Genomic DNA, 13831 nt, shown 5'->3' with positions numbered 1-13831 from the left:
ACCTCCGTCAGGCGGTGCGTTCGAACAGCTCGCGGCCGATCAGCATGCGGCGGATCTCCGAGGTGCCGGCGCCGATTTCGTACAGCTTGGCATCGCGCCACAGGCGCCCGGTGGGATAATCGTTGATGTAGCCGTTGCCGCCCAGGATCTGGATCGCCTGGCCGGTCAGCCAGGTGGCCTTCTCGGCAGCGTAGAGAATGGCGCCAGCGGCGTCCTGGCGGGTGGTGCGGCCGGCATCGCAGGAGCGCGCCACGGCGTAGACGTAGGCACGGCAGGCATTGAGGCCCACGTACATGTCGGCCAGCTTGGCCTGCATCAGCTGGAAGCTGCCGATCGGTTGGCCGAACTGCTTGCGCTCATGGATGTAGGGCAGCACCACGTCCATGGCAGCGGACATCAGCCCGAGCGGGCCACCGGCCAGTACCACGCGCTCGAAATCCAGCCCGGACATCAGCACGCGTACGCCGCCGTTGACCGCGCCCAGCACGTTCTCGGCCGGTACCTCGCACTCGTCGAACACCAGCTCGCAGGTGTTGGAGCCGCGCATGCCCAGCTTGTCCAGCTTCTGTGCGGTGGAAAAGCCGGCCATGCCTTTTTCGATGATGAAGGCGGTGATGCCGCGGGCACCGGCGCTCGGATCGGTCTTGGCGTACACCACCAGGACGTCGGCATCGGGACCATTGGTGATCCACATCTTGCTGCCGTTGAGCACGTAGCGGTCGCCGCGCGTCTCGGCGCGCAACTTCATCGACACCACGTCCGATCCGGAACCGGTCTCGCTCATCGCCAGCGCGCCGACGTGCTCGCCGCTGCACAGTTTGGGCAGATAGCGCTGCTTCTGCGCATCGCTGGCATTCTTGCGCAACTGGTTGAGGCACAGGTTGGAGTGGGCGCCGTAGGACAGACCGATCGCGCCGCTGGCGCGGGAGATCTCCTCCATCGCCACCACATGGGCGAGGTAACCCATGCCGCTGCCGCCATAGGTGTCTTCGACGGTCAGCCCGAGCAGCCCTTGTTCGCCGAGCTGGCGCCACAACGGGGTAGGGAATTGGTTGTCCTGATCGGCCGCTTCGGCAAGCGGGGCGATATGGTGGCTGGCGAAGGCCGCCACGCTTTCGCGCAGCAGATCGATCTCCTCGCCCAGCTCGAAATTCAGGGACGGCACATGCATACAGCGACTCCACAAGGATGCGGGACGTGCCGGAGGGAGGCGGTGGTGACCGCGCGGCGTTGTGCGCAGCGTAGCGGTCCTGGAAAAAAAAGTGAACTAAAATTCAAAAATTGAACTACAAATCACACCTATGGCTTATCGACGCTCCGCCCTGATGGAAGAACGCCTGGCCGGCAATCGCGAGCGCATCCTGCGCGCGGCGCGCGGGTTGATCGCCGCCGGCGGCTACCGCAATGCTCCCATCACCGCGGTCGCGGCGGCTGCCGGGGTGTCCACCGGGCAGATCTATCGTCATTTTCCGTCAAAAGCTGACTTGTTCGTCGAAGTTCTCAATGCGGCCGTCCAGCACGAGCTGACCGTGTTGGGCGCTATCGTGCAGCAGCCTGGCAGTGCCAGCGCACGCCTGCGGCTGGCGATCGCGACCTTCGTGCGGCGTGCCCTGGCCGGCCCGGCGTTGGCCTACGCCTTCATCGCCGAACCGGTGGAGGGCGAGGTCGATGCCGAGCGCATCCGCGGCCGACGGCTGTTTGGCGAGGTGTTCCGCAATCTGCTTGCCGAGGGTGTCGATACCGGCGAGTTCGCCGAGCAGCCGCTGGATGCGGCGGCTGCTTGCATCGTTGGTGCCTTTACCGAGGCCCTGGTCGGCCCGATCGCGCCCAGCCGTGGCGATCGCCAGCAGGGCGATCAATTGGTGGAGGCCATCTGCGGGTTCTGCCTGCGCGCGGTCGGCGCCAGCGAAGGACGCTAAGTCGCGGCTGACCCCGGTTGGCGCTGTGCGTTCTTGTTTCCGATTAATGTGCGTATACTGTGCAAAACAAGGGAGCCGCACATGGTTGCCGTCCTCAATCCTCTGGCCTTGACCGAGCGCCTACGCGTTCCTGGCCGGACCATCCTGTCGCCGACCGCGATGGCCGGCTTGCTGGACCTGTCGCAACAGGAACTGGCCGAGCTGGCCGGTGTGCATCGCAATAGTCTGCGAGTGCATCCGGAGAGTCCACGCGTGCAGGACTTGCTGCGCAATCTATCGCGCTTGCTGGTGGCCATGGCACAGATTCAACCGGACGAGCGCCAGCTGGTCTTCCATCTCAAGAACACGCCGATTCCCGCGTTCGAATTCGCCACCTTGCTGGAAGTCGTCAAGCAGGGCCGTACCGACGACGCCTTGACCTATCTGCGCACCGTGGCTGCGGGAGCCGCTGGTTGAGGCTGAGCGCCCCGGCCGCGTGCACGCTGTATCGCGCCTTCACCCCGCGTTGGGCCGCCGAGCCGCTGAGCGGTGCCGGTGCGGCGCGCTCGGGCGGGCGCTTCAATCGCTTTGGACAACCTGCCCTTTACCTTGCGATGGAGCTGCAAACCGCCGCCGCCGAATATGGGCAAGCGGCACCGTTCCTGCCGCCGTTCACCCTGGTGACCTATGCCGCGCAGTTGCCGGCGCTGGCCGATCTGCGGCTGCTCGATGCCGACTGGGACCCGCTGTGGGCCGACTGGGCCGAGGATTGGCGCAAGGCGCTGGTCAACAAGGTCGAGCCGGTCAGTTGGGTGTTGGGCGACCTGCTGCGCGAGGCCGATATCCCTGGCGTGATCTTTCCCAGCGTGGCGCTGGCCGGTGGCGTCAATGTGGCGCTGTTCCTGGACAGGGTGCCGCCCGAACGCGTGCTGCAGGTGCTCGACGATGGTCGGCTGCCACGCGACGGCCGGAGCTGGGAGGTTCCTCCGCAGGCGCCGTAGGGCGCTGCGACCGCGTGGCTCAGCGCAACAGCAGCGTGGTGACCGCCGCCAGCAGCGGTGCGGCGACGGCTGCCGGCACGATCAGCCTGCGCCGATACGGCAGCAACCACAGCGCCAGCAACGCCGCGGTGGCGGTCAGCGTTCCCAGCCACAGCAGGCTGCCGATCCCCCAGCCTTGCGCGTGGACAGCCAGGGCGAAGGCGAGCAACAACACCAGCCAACCCAGCGCCCGCAATCGCTTGGCGCCGGCGGTCGTCGGTGTGCGTGCGCGGACCTCCACATGGTGCTTGTCCATCGCCAGGCACAACGCGACCAGGGCGGAAAAATTCAATGCCAAGACCGGTAGCGCGTTCATGCGCCCTCCTGTGCCGGCAGGTCGACGGGTGGAGTGGCGGCGGCAGCTGCGCGCGCGCGCCGCGCGGCTGCCGGTTGCGGGGCCTTCCAGCGGTGCAGCCGCCAGCCGGCCACGCCCAGGCACACGCCCAAGCCCAGGCAGACCAGGTCGACGCCGGCCAGCGCCCATTGCCCTGCCGGCAGCGTCGTGCCCAGATGGATCGAGGTGGTCGCAGCGTTGAGCAACGGGACCAGCGCGAACAAGGCCGCGCCCAGATACAGCTGCCAACTCCACATCGCTCGCCGCGGCCAGACGAAGGCGGCCAGCAGCGCGCCGCCCCAGGCAACGAAGAACAGATGCGCTTCCATCGCCGCACGCTCCGGCAACGCGATCGGCAGCAGGCGATTGGCCCAGAAGAAGCTGGCAAACGCGATCGGCAGGCCGGCGACGGTGCCGATGTTGAGCGCGTCGACCAAGCGCAGCCCAAAGCCGATGCGCCCGGCCTTCAAGTGCCGGGGACGCTCCTTCACCGCCCACATGACCACGCCACTGGCCACCATCAGGCAGCCGAGCAGGCCGGAACCGAAGAACAGCAGGCGCAGGCCGCCGCCAGCGAAGTGCGCCACATGCAGGCCCACCATGACCCCGCGGGTCTGGCTGGCCGCTCCCGGTGCGCCGCTGCGTTGCAGGCGTTGGCCACTGACCGCGTCGTAAAGCAGCGACGGCGCATCGACCGATAACGCGTCGGCGCGCTGGATCACTGCCACCGCAGCGTGCGCATCGTTGGGGGCGCTGACTGCCACTCCCCCGATCTGCCCGCCACGCAGATCGTTGCGTGCGCGTTCGACGAATTGCTCCAGTGGCAGCATTCGCGCGGGCGTGCCGGCCGCTGCGCGCGTGTCGGCAACGCGATTGGCCGCCTCTTCGTAGAAGTGCATCTCGCCATCGGGGTACTGCGCCTTGATGCCCCATGGCAGGTACATGAACATCAAGGTCACGATGCCGGTGTAGGTGATCATCGCGTGGTAGGGCAGGGCGGTGACGGCGCTGACATTGTGGAAGTCCAGCCACGAGCGCAGGCCTTTGCCGGGGCGGAAGGTGAACAAGTCCTTGAAGATTTTCTTGTGGGTGATCACGCCACTGATGATGGCCACCAGCATGAACATCGCGCAGAAGCCGACGATGTAGCGTGCCCACACCACTGGCAGGTAATGCAGGTCGAAATGCAGGCGGTAGAAGAACTCGCCGCCCAGCGTGTCGCGCGCGGCGATCGGCTCGCCGTTGGCCGGATCGACGATGGCCGTGCCATACGCTGCGCGCGTACCCCACGCAGCACCGGCCGCAGGTGCAGGGTTCTGCCAATACATCGACAGCACCGGATTGCGTGCCTCCGGCAGGGTGATGTTCCAGCTCACCGCATCGGCGGCATGCGTCTGCAGGTAGCGCTCGGCACTGCGCAAGGCGGTCTGCTGACTGACCGTGGTGGTGGGCAGCTCCGGGCGCATCCAGCGACTGATCTCGTCGCGGTAGTAGCTGGCCGTGCCGCCCATGAAGATCAACAGCAGCACCCAGCCGACCAGCAGGCCGGTCCAGGTATGCAGCCAGGCCATCGACTGGCGAAAGCCCTGTTTCACGCGGCACTCCGTTGCAGCCACGCGGCCAGCGCGAACAGGATCGCCGTCGGCACGGTGATCCCCCAGCATGCCCGCCAGACGCTGGCGGTGGCGAATGCCCACAACGGCGCACACGCGCACACCACGATGCCGACCAACATGCTGGTCAGCACCGCTTCGCTGCGTGGCATCGGCAAGGCCAGCGCCAGCAGCAGATTGGTGGCGCTGGCCAGCGCATAACCGCCAACGATCGCCACCAGCGTGCGCGCAAGCACGCCCAGCCAGGGGCGCTTGAACCAGGGCAGCGACGATGACATGGCGGCGGACATCGAGCGGCGGAGATTATTCGGCCAGGAACGTCAGGGTGCTGATGTGGTGGACCAGGCTGACCGGCTTGCCGCCGACCTCGCGGCTGACCGGTTCCTTGTGGCTGACCACCAGGATGTGGCGGCCGGAACGCAGCGCAGGCAGCGTCACCTTGCCCTGTGCGTCGGCGACCAGCGTCTTCTGCCATTTCTGCGGATCGATGAGCGTCACCTCGGCCTTGGCCAACGGCGCATTGCGGTAGAGCACGCTCAGCGTGTCGGCATTGGCAGCGGTGGGCACCAGCTCCAGGTCGAGCTTGGCCGAGGGCGTGGTGCGCCCGGCGCGGGCGTAATAGCTCACCGCCTCGTAGCTGCCGGACTCGCCCTTCCAGGGCTCGAACACCGCGTCGTCGCGCAACCAGGCATCGCCAGCACCGGACAGCGGCGCGGTGAGGTAGTCGCTGCCGCGCTGCAGCGGGCCGGCTTTGCCGACGCTGCCGAACACGCTGGGTCTGGTCACGCGCTTGATCTCGTCCTGGCCATGGTCGAGCGTTTCCTGCGCCGGCTCGCCGAAATAGATGCGCACCGGGCCGCTGCCATCGCGTTCGATCCAGATTTCATGCGCATGGGCGGACAGGCTCAGGCTGGCCAAGGCCAGGCAGGACAGCAACAGGGATTTCATCGCGGGCTCCTCCAAAGACGGGACCGGTCTGCCACGGCGCGTGGGTCCGGGATTATTGGGAATGATACGCAATTCCAGCAACGACACCAGCGCACCATGCGGCATTGCCGCAATTTCCGCTGGGTGCCGGTGCCGATGTGTCGGTCTGATGCGCTGTAATGCGCACGCCGTGCGGCTTACGTGCGTTGCACGCCGCAACAGTGGTCGGAGCGGTGCGCACTGTGCTTATACTCCGGCGTCAGCAGAGGTCCCGACCAATAAGCCAGGAGTGAGCGCGTGCGGAATTACGACCTCGAGTTCCTGAAGAAATTCTCGATGGTGATTGGATTGCTGGTACTGATCACCCTGGGCTTGATCGCCCTGGCCGCCTACCTGCAACGCGTGATCCCCGACGAAGTGTCGCCCACTGCCGCCAAGCGCGTGCAGGAACGTATCGCACCGTCCGGCGCCGTCTATGCCGGCACCACCGGTGCCGCTGCACAGGCCGCCGCACAAGCGGCCGCGCTCGCCAAGGCCGCGTCGCAGACCGCCTACGGTGGCACCACCGATGGCAAGACCATCTTCAACAACCTGTGCACGGCGTGCCATACCAATGGCGTGGGCAAGGCGCCGACGCTGGATCATTCGCACTGGGATGCGCGCATCGCGCAGGGCAAGGACACCTTGTACAAACATGCCATCGAGGGCTACACCGGTCCGGACGGTGGCATCATGCCGCCGAAGGGCGGCAACCCGGCGCTGACCGAAGAGCAGGTCCGTGCCACGGTGGATTGGATGCTGTCCAACCTGAAGTAAGCCCCCGAGCCGTGTCGCCAGACGCCGCCTTCCGGGCGGCGTTTGCGTTTGTCTTCCCAGCCTTTGGAGTCTTTGATGGTGCGTCGTTCGCTGGCCGTGCTCGGCCTGATCAGCCTGCTCAGTCCTCTACTCTGCCATGCCGCCGATCCGGCGCCGCAGCGGCTGTCCATCGCCGACGTGCAGGGCGAGGACACCCGCAGTCCCTTCGATGGGCGGCGGGTGGAGGTGGAGGGCATCGTGACTGCCGATACCCGCGTCGGTCTGGGTGGGCTGTTCGTGCAGCAACCCGGCAGCGAGCCGCGCCGCTCGCACGGTCTGTTCGTCACCGGTGCCGGCAATGCCGAACTGGCCGTGGGCGATCGCGTGCGCATCGTCGGTACCGTGCGCGAGGTGAGCGCCGGCGGCGATGGGAGTCTGACCACGGTGGACGCCGAGACGATCGAGCGGCTTGCCAGCGGCCAGCCGGTCCCGGTGCGCATGCTCAGTGGCCCGCCGGCGAACTGGGAGGCGTTGGAGGGCGAGCATGTGCGGATCCCGGTGCTGACGCTCAACGGTGGCGATCGCTTGGCGCAGGATGGCGAATTGGTCGCTGCTTTCGGTGGACGCTTGTGGCAACCCAGCGAAGTGGCGGCCATCGGCAGCCCTGCGTTCGCGGAGGCAGAACAGGATGTGGCGCGTCGTCGGGTGTTGCTCGACGATGGCCGGCGTGGCCGTGCGGCCAAGGGCGCCGGCTACCTGCCTGGCGATGCCGAGTTGCAGGTCGGCAGCTTGCTCAAGGGTATCGACGGCATCGTCGATCAACGCTACGACGGCCGCTACCGTATCCAGGTGCTGGCGCCGCTGACGCTGTCCCGGCAGCCGATACCCGCCGCGCCGCAGGTGGCGGGCGATCTGCGTATCGCCTCGTTCAACCTGGAGAATTTCTTCAATGGCGATGGCCGCGGCGGTGGCTTTCCGACCAAGCGCGGCGCGCGCACGCCGGCGCAATTCCATGCTCAACTCACCAAGTTGGTGGCGACCATCGTGCCGTTGCAGGCCGATGTCGCTGCGCTGATGGAGCTGGAGAACGACGGCTATGGGCCCGACGCCGCGCTCGCGCAATTGGTCGATGCGCTCAACGCGGCCGGCCCGCACAAGGACTGGCACTTCGTCGATGCCGGCAATGGTCCCGGCCAGGACGCCATCCGGGTCGGCATCATCTATCGCAGCGGCGAGGTCACTCCGGTGGGCGCGCCGGCCACCCTGACCGGCGGTCCGTTTGAGGACCATAGCCGCGTGCCGCTGGCGCAGGCGTTCCGGAGCAAGCGCGGCGCGACCTTCGTGATGGTGGCGACCCACCTCAAGTCCAAGGGCTGCGGCAAGGCCAGTGGCGCCGATGCCGACCAGGGCGATGGCCAGGCCTGCTGGAATGCCACGCGCACCGAGTCGGCCAAGCGGCTGCACCAGTGGCTACAGACCGATCCGACCCATGCGCAGACCCGGCTGGCGGTCATGCTCGGCGACTTCAACGCCTATGCGATGGAAACCCCTGTGCGCAGCCTGCGCGCCAGCGGTTGGCAGGATGCCTTTGCGGTCGCCGGGGTCAGGCAGCCCTACAGCTACGTCTACAACGGGCTGAGTGGGCGGCTGGATCATGCGCTGCTGAGCCCGGCGATGGCCAAGCAGTTGCGCGGCGCCGCCGAGTGGCATGTCAACGCGGACGCGATGGACGATGCCGGTTACGCGGAACGCAACGTGCCTGGCCCGTGGCGCAGTTCCGATCACGATCCGTTGCTGTTGGGCTTCGCGCTCTAACTCGCCCAGCGCAGGCGCGTGCCGAAGGGCGCGCCTGCGTGGTACCGACGTGGCGCCGCTTGCGCGACGGTGAGTGGATGGGGTGCGCCCTCTGCCTGTGCCGCCCATGCCGTTGCCACACGATGTCGTCGCGATGCACGGCCTCCCGACCGGCGCGCATGGCGTCTGTGGCATGGATCTGACGCCAAGCTGCCGCTACGCGGCAATCCATGCCCGTCACCGCTGCAGTGGCGTCACCGCGGGTTGCTGGACCGCTCGCCTGACCGTGGTCGGTGCCGGCACGCTGGCCGGCCACGCCAACGCAGGTTGAGCAGATGCGCGCTGGCCAGCAGCAGGCTGCCGCCGACGGTGATGCGGGTTTCCAGCCATGGCGGGACCTGCTCGCTGGCACCCAGCACCAGAGCGGCCAATCCCAGGATCGCCAACGTCCAGACCGCCAGCGGCAGGGCCTGGCGACGATGGGTGCTCCATAGAGCATAGCCACTCAGCGGGACGGCGAGGGTGGCGAACACCACGTGCACCCATTCGGCCTGGCTCCATGTCCCCAACAGTGGCAGCGCGCTGGCCAGCAGCGGCAGCGCCAGGCAATGCAGCAGGCACAGGCTGGACAGCGCGATGGCCGAGCCATCCAGCAGGGCGGTGGGGGGGCGCATCGATCGTGCTCCAGGGCGCAAGTGTTATAGAGTAACACTTTTCACTGAGGCCACGCGTATGCCCCTTTCTCCGCCGCGCGACCCGCGCCTGCCTGTCACCGTGCTGTCCGGCTTCCTGGGTGCCGGCAAGACCACCCTGCTCAACCGTCTGCTGCACAACCGCGAGGGCCTGCGGGTGGCGGTGATCGTCAATGACATGAGCGAGGTCAACATCGATGCGCAACTGGTGCGCGACGGCGGCGCTGCGCTGCGCCGTACCGAGGAGACCCTGGTGGAGTTCAGCAACGGCTGCATCTGCTGCACCTTGCGCGACGATCTGCTGCAGGAAGTGCGTCGATTGGCCGAGCAACGCCGTTACGACTATCTGTTGATCGAATCGACCGGCATCGCCGAGCCGATGCCGGTGGCGGCCACCTTTGCGGTGCGCGATGCCGATGGCTTCAGCCTGTCGGATATCGCCCGGCTCGACACCATGGTGACGGTGGTCGATGGCAGCCGGTTCCTGGACGATTTCGGCTCGGCCGCGACGCTGGCCGAGCTCGGCCAGCAAGCCGGTCCGGACGATACGCGCGGGCTGGTGCAACTGCTCGGCGAACAGGTCGAGTTTGCCGATGTGCTGGTGATCAGCAAGTGCGACCTGATCGACCCCGCCCAACGCGCGCGCCTGCATGCCGTGCTGCGCGCGCTCAACCGCCAGGCACAGATCGTCGAGGCGCAGCGCGGCGAAGTGCCGCTATCGGCCCTGCTGGACACTGGACGTTTCGATTTCACCCGCGCCCAGCTGGCACCTGGCTGGATGCAGGAACTGCGCGGCGAGCACACCCCGGAGACCGAGGAATACGGCATTACCAGCTTCGTCTACCGCGCGCGCCGGCCGTTCCATCCGCAGCGGTTCGCGCAACTGGTGCACAGTGGTCTACCGCAGGTGATCCGCAGCAAGGGGTTCTTCTGGCTGGCCAGTCGCATGGATTGGGTGGGCGAATTGTCCAGCGTGGGCGGGGCGACCCAGACCCATGCCGCCGGCTTCTGGTTCGCTGCGCGTCATCGTGTCGATGCGCAATGCGTCGGCCAGCCGGTACAGACCGGGCCGACGCCGCTGCCGTACACGGATCTCGGCTGGCAGCGTCAGCAGACCCGCTGTTGGACCGCACCGCTGCCGGAGGTGCACGAGGTCGGCGATGCCGGCGAATACGCGGCGATGCAGCGCTTGTGGCACCCGCTCTGGGGCGATCGTCGACAGGAGCTGGCGGTGATTGGTGTCGACATGGATGCGCCGCGCACGCGCGCTGCGCTGGATGCCTGCCTGCTCAGCGACCAGGAATTGCGACAAGGCCCGATCGGTTGGCTGGACTTGCCCGACCCGTTTCCGCACTGGGCGCGTTGAGCGGACCGCCGCCGGAGCGTGCGCCTTTAGCGCGCGCTCCAGGCGATGAGTCCGATCGCCAGCACTGACAGCCCCAGCCCGATCCGGGTGGCCGGCGTGGTGCGCTCGCCGAAGGCGGCAATTCCGACGATGGCGCCGAGCGCGACCACGCCGATATTCATGGTCGCGAACACAGTGGCCGGGCTGTCGGGAAGAGACTGGTGCGCACGCACGTAGAACAGGATATTGCCGAAGTTGAGCACGCCCAGCAGCAGGCCGGCAGCGAGGCTGCGGAGATCCGGCCGGCGCGCTGCGCGCGGACGCAGGCACTGCGCGCCCAGCAGCCAGACGAAGGCCAGCACAAAACACAGCGTCAGCGCGGTCAGCGACGGCGTGCCGGAGCGCGCCACCGTCTTCAGCAATACATCGATCAACGCAAAGCCGGCCCACACGCCGAGCAACCACGGCCAAGCGCGCGCTGGCACCTCGTCGTTGCCGCGCGCAACCGATGCCGGCGCGGTCGTGCGTGGACGTTGCACGATGCCGGCCATCGCCAGCACGCCCAAGACCAGGCCGGCCAGTTTCTCCGTGCTGGCGGTTTCGCCGAACAATACAAAGGCGGCAGCCAGCGATAGCAGCAGCGACAGCCGTTGGGCGACATCGCTGCGCACGATGCCGGCGCGTTGTACCGAACCCGCCAGCACCAGGAAAATTCCGGGCAGCGCCAGCGACAACGCAAACAGCGCGCCCCAGGGCGTATGCGGATCGCGCAGCGCAGCGAACGATGGCCGCAGCAGCAGTGCGGCCAGCACGCTGGCCATGGCGTAGTTCCAGGCGATCGCCTGCATCGCGTCGATGCGATGGCGTGGCGCCAGCTTCAGCAGGACCGACACCAACACGCTGCAAAGGACGGCAAAGACCAGGAAGTGCATGGGCAGGACGCTGAAGTGTGCAGGCCGGGCGATGAAGCTGGCCGGCGGGGCGGCTATTATGACGCGATGTCCAATCCCTCATTTCCCACCGAATCCACCGCACTGACGCTGGACGGGCCAGTCGGTCCGCTCGAGGTGGCCGTCGACCTGCCTGAGCCGGACGTCATCCCGCAAGCGATCACGGCCATCGTCTGCCATCCGCTCTCTACCGAGGGCGGCAGCATGCACAACAAGGTCGTCACCATGGCGGCGCGCGCGCTGCGCGAGCTGGGCATCACCGTGGTGCGATTCAACTTCCGCAGCGTCGGCGGCTCGGCCGGCAGCTTCGATCACGGCGAGGGCGAGCAGGAGGACCTGCGCGCGGTCACCGACTGGGTGCGTCGCCAGCGTCCGCAGGATGCGCTGTGGCTGGCCGGTTTCAGCTTCGGCGCTTATGTATCGCTGCGTGCGGCCGAGGCCTTGGCGCCGCAGGCGCTGATCTCGATCGCACCGCCGGCTGGGCGCTGGGATTTCAGCGATCTGCAGCCGCCGGAGCAGTGGTTGGTGATCCAGGGTGATGCCGACGAGATCGTCGATCCGCAGGCAGTCTACGACTGGCTGCAGACGCTGGAGCAGCAGCCCGAGCTGGTGCGTATGCCCGATACCAGCCACTTTTTCCACCGCAAATTGATCGACCTGCGCGGGGCGATCCAGCATGGTGTCCGGCGTTGGTTGCCGGCCGCAGTCTGACCGCGGCATGGCCCATGCGCATCGCCTGGCGATGCGCCGTTGAGCGGGCAAGGCCGCCGCCGGCCCGCGGAGAGACACGATGAGTGACATGACCCCTTCGCAGCGCTACGCCGCCGGCGTGCAGCGCGGCGACTGGCGCGCCGATCCGGCGCAGCAGCCGGCGCTGGCCGAGCTGGATCGGATCCACGAGGCGCTGGTGGACAGCGCGCAGGACGGCTGGCTGGATCGCCTGTCGGCATTCTGGAAGAAGCCCGAGCCGGTGCGCGGGCTGTATTTCTGGGGCGGAGTGGGGCGCGGCAAGACCTTCCTGGTGGACTTGTTCTACGACGGGCTGCCGATCAAGCAGAAGTACCGCACGCATTTCCATCGCTTCATGCGCGGTGTGCACGAGCGGCTGCGCGAGCATGCCGGCCAGAGCGATCCGTTGGCCAAGATCGCCCAGGAATGGCGCGAGAATCTGCGCGTGCTGGTGCTGGACGAGTTTTTCGTCACCGACATCGGCGATGCCATGTTGCTGGCGCGCCTGCTGGAGCGGTTGTTTGCCGAAGGGGTGACTCTGGTCACCACCTCCAACACCGCCCCGGACAATCTGTACGCCAACGGCCTGCAGCGCGACAGTTTCCTGCCGGCGATCGCGCTGCTGCAGAAGTTCTGCGTCGAGCTCTATGCCGAAGGCACCGAAGACTACCGCATGCGCGCGCTGACCCGCTCGCCGGTCTACCGCACGCCGCTGGATGCGCAGTCCGACCCGTGGCTGGCACAGCGCTGGGCCGAACTCAGCGGCAATGCCGAGGCGCGCGCCGGCAATATCGAGATCGAAGCGCGCAAGATCGCTGTACGTGCACGCGGCAAGAGCATCGCCTGGTTCGACTTCACGGCCTTGTGCGAGGGGCCGCGCGGGCCCTCGGATTACATCGAGATCGCGCGCGAGTTCACCACCGTGTTGTTGGGCGGCATCCCGCACTTCGATCGCATGAACGAGGACGCCGCGAGGCGCTTCGTCAATCTGATCGACGAGTTGTACGACCGCCACGTCAACCTGGTCTGCACGGCGCACGCTGCACCGCCGGGCTTGTACAGCGGCCAGCGCTTGGCCGGCGCGTTCGAGCGCACTGCCTCGCGGCTGATCGAGATGCAGAGCGCCGAGTACCTGGCGACGGGCCACCGCGCCTGAGCGCGATCAACGGGCGCGGCGCTCAGTGCGCCGTGTCGGCTGCGCACAGCCTGGCCACAAAGCGCGGCATCAGGCCGGCACCGGCGATTTCTTCCAGATAGGCCTCACCCGGGCAACTGGCGCCATTGCGTTGCGCGCAGCGCGCCGGGCCATCGCGATCCTGCGGCAGTTGCCGATCCAGCCGTTGCCGCTCGGCGGCCGACAAGGCGTCGCGGAAGCGCTCCTCGGCATCGAGCAGGTCGGCCGGCGCCAATCGGTCGATCGCCATCGATGGACACTGGCGTCCTTGCTCGGCCTGAAGCGCCTGCATTCCGGGGCCGATGACGCTAGGTCCGACGGCCACCGTCTTGCTGGGCGTCGACGCCAATACCGGCATGCCCAACAACAACGCCAGCACTGCCAGCACACCGAGAGGGCGACGCATGGGGCTTCTCCACACAGGGTTGCCCATCCTAGGACGAGGCTGGCGAGACACAGAGGACACCGCCTGCCGACATTCAGCCAATAGCAGGCTCGGACAAATAAATCGCTTGCTATTTAATTTTCTGCGATCTAAAT

General features: G+C 67.2%; 16 protein-coding genes. 8 read left to right on the top strand and 8 right to left on the bottom strand.

The features are described from left to right. Positions 1-7: 7 nt before the first annotated feature. On the bottom strand, positions 8-1171 hold the full coding sequence (locus CKY51_RS06330; protein WP_022970906.1) for an isovaleryl-CoA dehydrogenase: 1164 nt from the start codon (positions 1169-1171) through the stop codon (positions 8-10). 130 nt (positions 1172-1301) lie between these two features. Here CKY51_RS06330 and CKY51_RS06325 point away from each other — a divergent pair, with 130 nt between their 5' ends. From CKY51_RS06325 to CKY51_RS06315, 3 genes are all read left to right on the top strand, one after another. After that, a complete protein-coding gene (locus CKY51_RS06325) occupies positions 1302-1919 on the top strand; it encodes a TetR/AcrR family transcriptional regulator (protein WP_022970907.1) in 618 nt (205 codons plus the stop codon). An 81-nt stretch (positions 1920-2000) separates the two neighbouring features. After that, the gene (locus tag CKY51_RS06320) at positions 2001-2375 is read left to right on the top strand and encodes a hypothetical protein (RefSeq protein WP_031338519.1); all 375 of its coding nucleotides are present in this window, start codon (positions 2001-2003) and stop codon (positions 2373-2375) included. Beyond that, positions 2372-2899: an RES family NAD+ phosphorylase gene (locus tag CKY51_RS06315; protein ID WP_022970909.1), complete on the top strand. Its 528-nt coding sequence runs from the start codon at positions 2372-2374 to the stop codon at positions 2897-2899. Before CKY51_RS06320 ends, CKY51_RS06315 begins: the two co-directional genes overlap by 4 nt. Positions 2900-2918: 19 nt before the next feature. Here the strand turns inward: CKY51_RS06315 and CKY51_RS06310 are convergent, their stop codons facing one another. From CKY51_RS06310 to CKY51_RS06295, 4 genes are read right to left on the bottom strand one after another with little or no spacing between them, the layout of a single operon-like run. Beyond that, entirely contained in the window at positions 2919-3254 is a 336-nt protein-coding gene (locus CKY51_RS06310) for a DUF3325 domain-containing protein (protein WP_022970910.1), read from the bottom strand. Beyond that, positions 3251-4867 (bottom strand): PepSY-associated TM helix domain-containing protein, encoded by a 1617-nt coding sequence (locus CKY51_RS06305; protein WP_022970911.1) that lies wholly within the window; start codon positions 4865-4867, stop codon positions 3251-3253. Before CKY51_RS06305 ends, CKY51_RS06310 begins: the two co-directional genes overlap by 4 nt. Continuing rightward, the gene (locus CKY51_RS06300) at positions 4864-5175 is read right to left on the bottom strand and encodes a DUF3649 domain-containing protein (protein WP_022970912.1); all 312 of its coding nucleotides are present in this window, start codon (positions 5173-5175) and stop codon (positions 4864-4866) included. The genes CKY51_RS06305 and CKY51_RS06300 overlap by 4 nt, the downstream gene beginning before the upstream one ends. 13 nt (positions 5176-5188) lie before the next feature. Then, entirely contained in the window at positions 5189-5833 is a 645-nt protein-coding gene (locus CKY51_RS06295; RefSeq protein WP_031338520.1) for a hypothetical protein, read from the bottom strand. A gap of 276 nt (positions 5834-6109) precedes the next feature. Between CKY51_RS06295 and CKY51_RS06290 the strand changes: the two genes are divergently transcribed. Together CKY51_RS06290 and CKY51_RS06285 are read left to right on the top strand one after the other, a co-directional pair. Further along, positions 6110-6628, top strand: coding sequence for a c-type cytochrome (locus CKY51_RS06290; protein WP_031338521.1), 519 nt, complete (start codon positions 6110-6112; stop codon positions 6626-6628). A 75-nt stretch (positions 6629-6703) separates the two neighbouring features. Beyond that, the gene (locus CKY51_RS06285; RefSeq protein WP_152248999.1) at positions 6704-8422 is read left to right on the top strand and encodes an ExeM/NucH family extracellular endonuclease; all 1719 of its coding nucleotides are present in this window, start codon (positions 6704-6706) and stop codon (positions 8420-8422) included. Positions 8423-8655: 233 nt separating this feature from the next. Here CKY51_RS06285 and CKY51_RS06280 read toward each other — a convergent pair whose 3' ends face one another. Continuing rightward, positions 8656-9075, bottom strand: a complete 420-nt coding sequence (locus CKY51_RS06280; protein WP_022970917.1) for a MerC family mercury resistance protein — start codon at positions 9073-9075, stop codon at positions 8656-8658. Between the two features lie 58 nt (positions 9076-9133). Between CKY51_RS06280 and CKY51_RS06275 the strand changes: the two genes are divergently transcribed. After that, the gene (locus tag CKY51_RS06275) at positions 9134-10459 is read left to right on the top strand and encodes a GTP-binding protein (protein ID WP_022970918.1); all 1326 of its coding nucleotides are present in this window, start codon (positions 9134-9136) and stop codon (positions 10457-10459) included. Positions 10460-10485: 26 nt separating this feature from the next. Here CKY51_RS06275 and CKY51_RS06270 read toward each other — a convergent pair whose 3' ends face one another. Further along, positions 10486-11370, bottom strand: coding sequence for an EamA family transporter (locus tag CKY51_RS06270; RefSeq protein ID WP_031338527.1), 885 nt, complete (start codon positions 11368-11370; stop codon positions 10486-10488). Positions 11371-11436: 66 nt separating this feature from the next. Here CKY51_RS06270 and CKY51_RS06265 point away from each other — a divergent pair, with 66 nt between their 5' ends. Both CKY51_RS06265 and zapE read left to right on the top strand, forming a co-directional pair. Then, positions 11437-12099, top strand: a complete 663-nt coding sequence (locus CKY51_RS06265) for an alpha/beta hydrolase (protein WP_038219343.1) — start codon at positions 11437-11439, stop codon at positions 12097-12099. Between the two features lie 79 nt (positions 12100-12178). Further along, positions 12179-13273: a cell division protein ZapE gene (zapE, locus tag CKY51_RS06260; protein ID WP_022970921.1), complete on the top strand. Its 1095-nt coding sequence runs from the start codon at positions 12179-12181 to the stop codon at positions 13271-13273. Positions 13274-13295: 22 nt separating this feature from the next. On the opposite strand, the gene CKY51_RS06255 is transcribed toward zapE, so the two are convergent. Beyond that, the gene (locus CKY51_RS06255) at positions 13296-13697 is read right to left on the bottom strand and encodes a hypothetical protein (protein ID WP_031338531.1); all 402 of its coding nucleotides are present in this window, start codon (positions 13695-13697) and stop codon (positions 13296-13298) included. Positions 13698-13831 lie beyond the last annotated feature (134 nt).

Origin of the sequence: Xanthomonas maliensis, assembly GCF_009192945.1 — a bacterium.
Taxonomy (GTDB): Bacteria; Pseudomonadota; Gammaproteobacteria; order Xanthomonadales; family Xanthomonadaceae; genus Xanthomonas; species Xanthomonas maliensis.
This window is presented reverse-complemented; position numbering and strand designations above follow the sequence as displayed.

Coding starts and splice junctions, on each gene's coding strand:
- CKY51_RS06330 (WP_022970906.1), bottom strand. CDS start 1,171: ATGCATGTGCCGTCCCTGAATTTCGAGCTGGGCGAGGAGATCGATCTG.
- CKY51_RS06325 (WP_022970907.1), top strand. CDS start 1,302: ATGGCTTATCGACGCTCCGCCCTGATGGAAGAACGCCTGGCCGGCAAT.
- CKY51_RS06320 (WP_031338519.1), top strand. CDS start 2,001: ATGGTTGCCGTCCTCAATCCTCTGGCCTTGACCGAGCGCCTACGCGTT.
- CKY51_RS06310 (WP_022970910.1), bottom strand. CDS start 3,254: ATGAACGCGCTACCGGTCTTGGCATTGAATTTTTCCGCCCTGGTCGCG.
- CKY51_RS06300 (WP_022970912.1), bottom strand. CDS start 5,175: ATGTCCGCCGCCATGTCATCGTCGCTGCCCTGGTTCAAGCGCCCCTGG.
- CKY51_RS06295 (WP_031338520.1), bottom strand. CDS start 5,833: ATGAAATCCCTGTTGCTGTCCTGCCTGGCCTTGGCCAGCCTGAGCCTG.
- CKY51_RS06285 (WP_152248999.1), top strand. CDS start 6,704: ATGGTGCGTCGTTCGCTGGCCGTGCTCGGCCTGATCAGCCTGCTCAGT.
- CKY51_RS06280 (WP_022970917.1), bottom strand. CDS start 9,075: ATGCGCCCCCCCACCGCCCTGCTGGATGGCTCGGCCATCGCGCTGTCC.
- CKY51_RS06275 (WP_022970918.1), top strand. CDS start 9,134: ATGCCCCTTTCTCCGCCGCGCGACCCGCGCCTGCCTGTCACCGTGCTG.
- CKY51_RS06270 (WP_031338527.1), bottom strand. CDS start 11,370: ATGCACTTCCTGGTCTTTGCCGTCCTTTGCAGCGTGTTGGTGTCGGTC.
- CKY51_RS06265 (WP_038219343.1), top strand. CDS start 11,437: ATGTCCAATCCCTCATTTCCCACCGAATCCACCGCACTGACGCTGGAC.
- zapE (WP_022970921.1), top strand. CDS start 12,179: ATGAGTGACATGACCCCTTCGCAGCGCTACGCCGCCGGCGTGCAGCGC.
- CKY51_RS06255 (WP_031338531.1), bottom strand. CDS start 13,697: ATGCGTCGCCCTCTCGGTGTGCTGGCAGTGCTGGCGTTGTTGTTGGGC.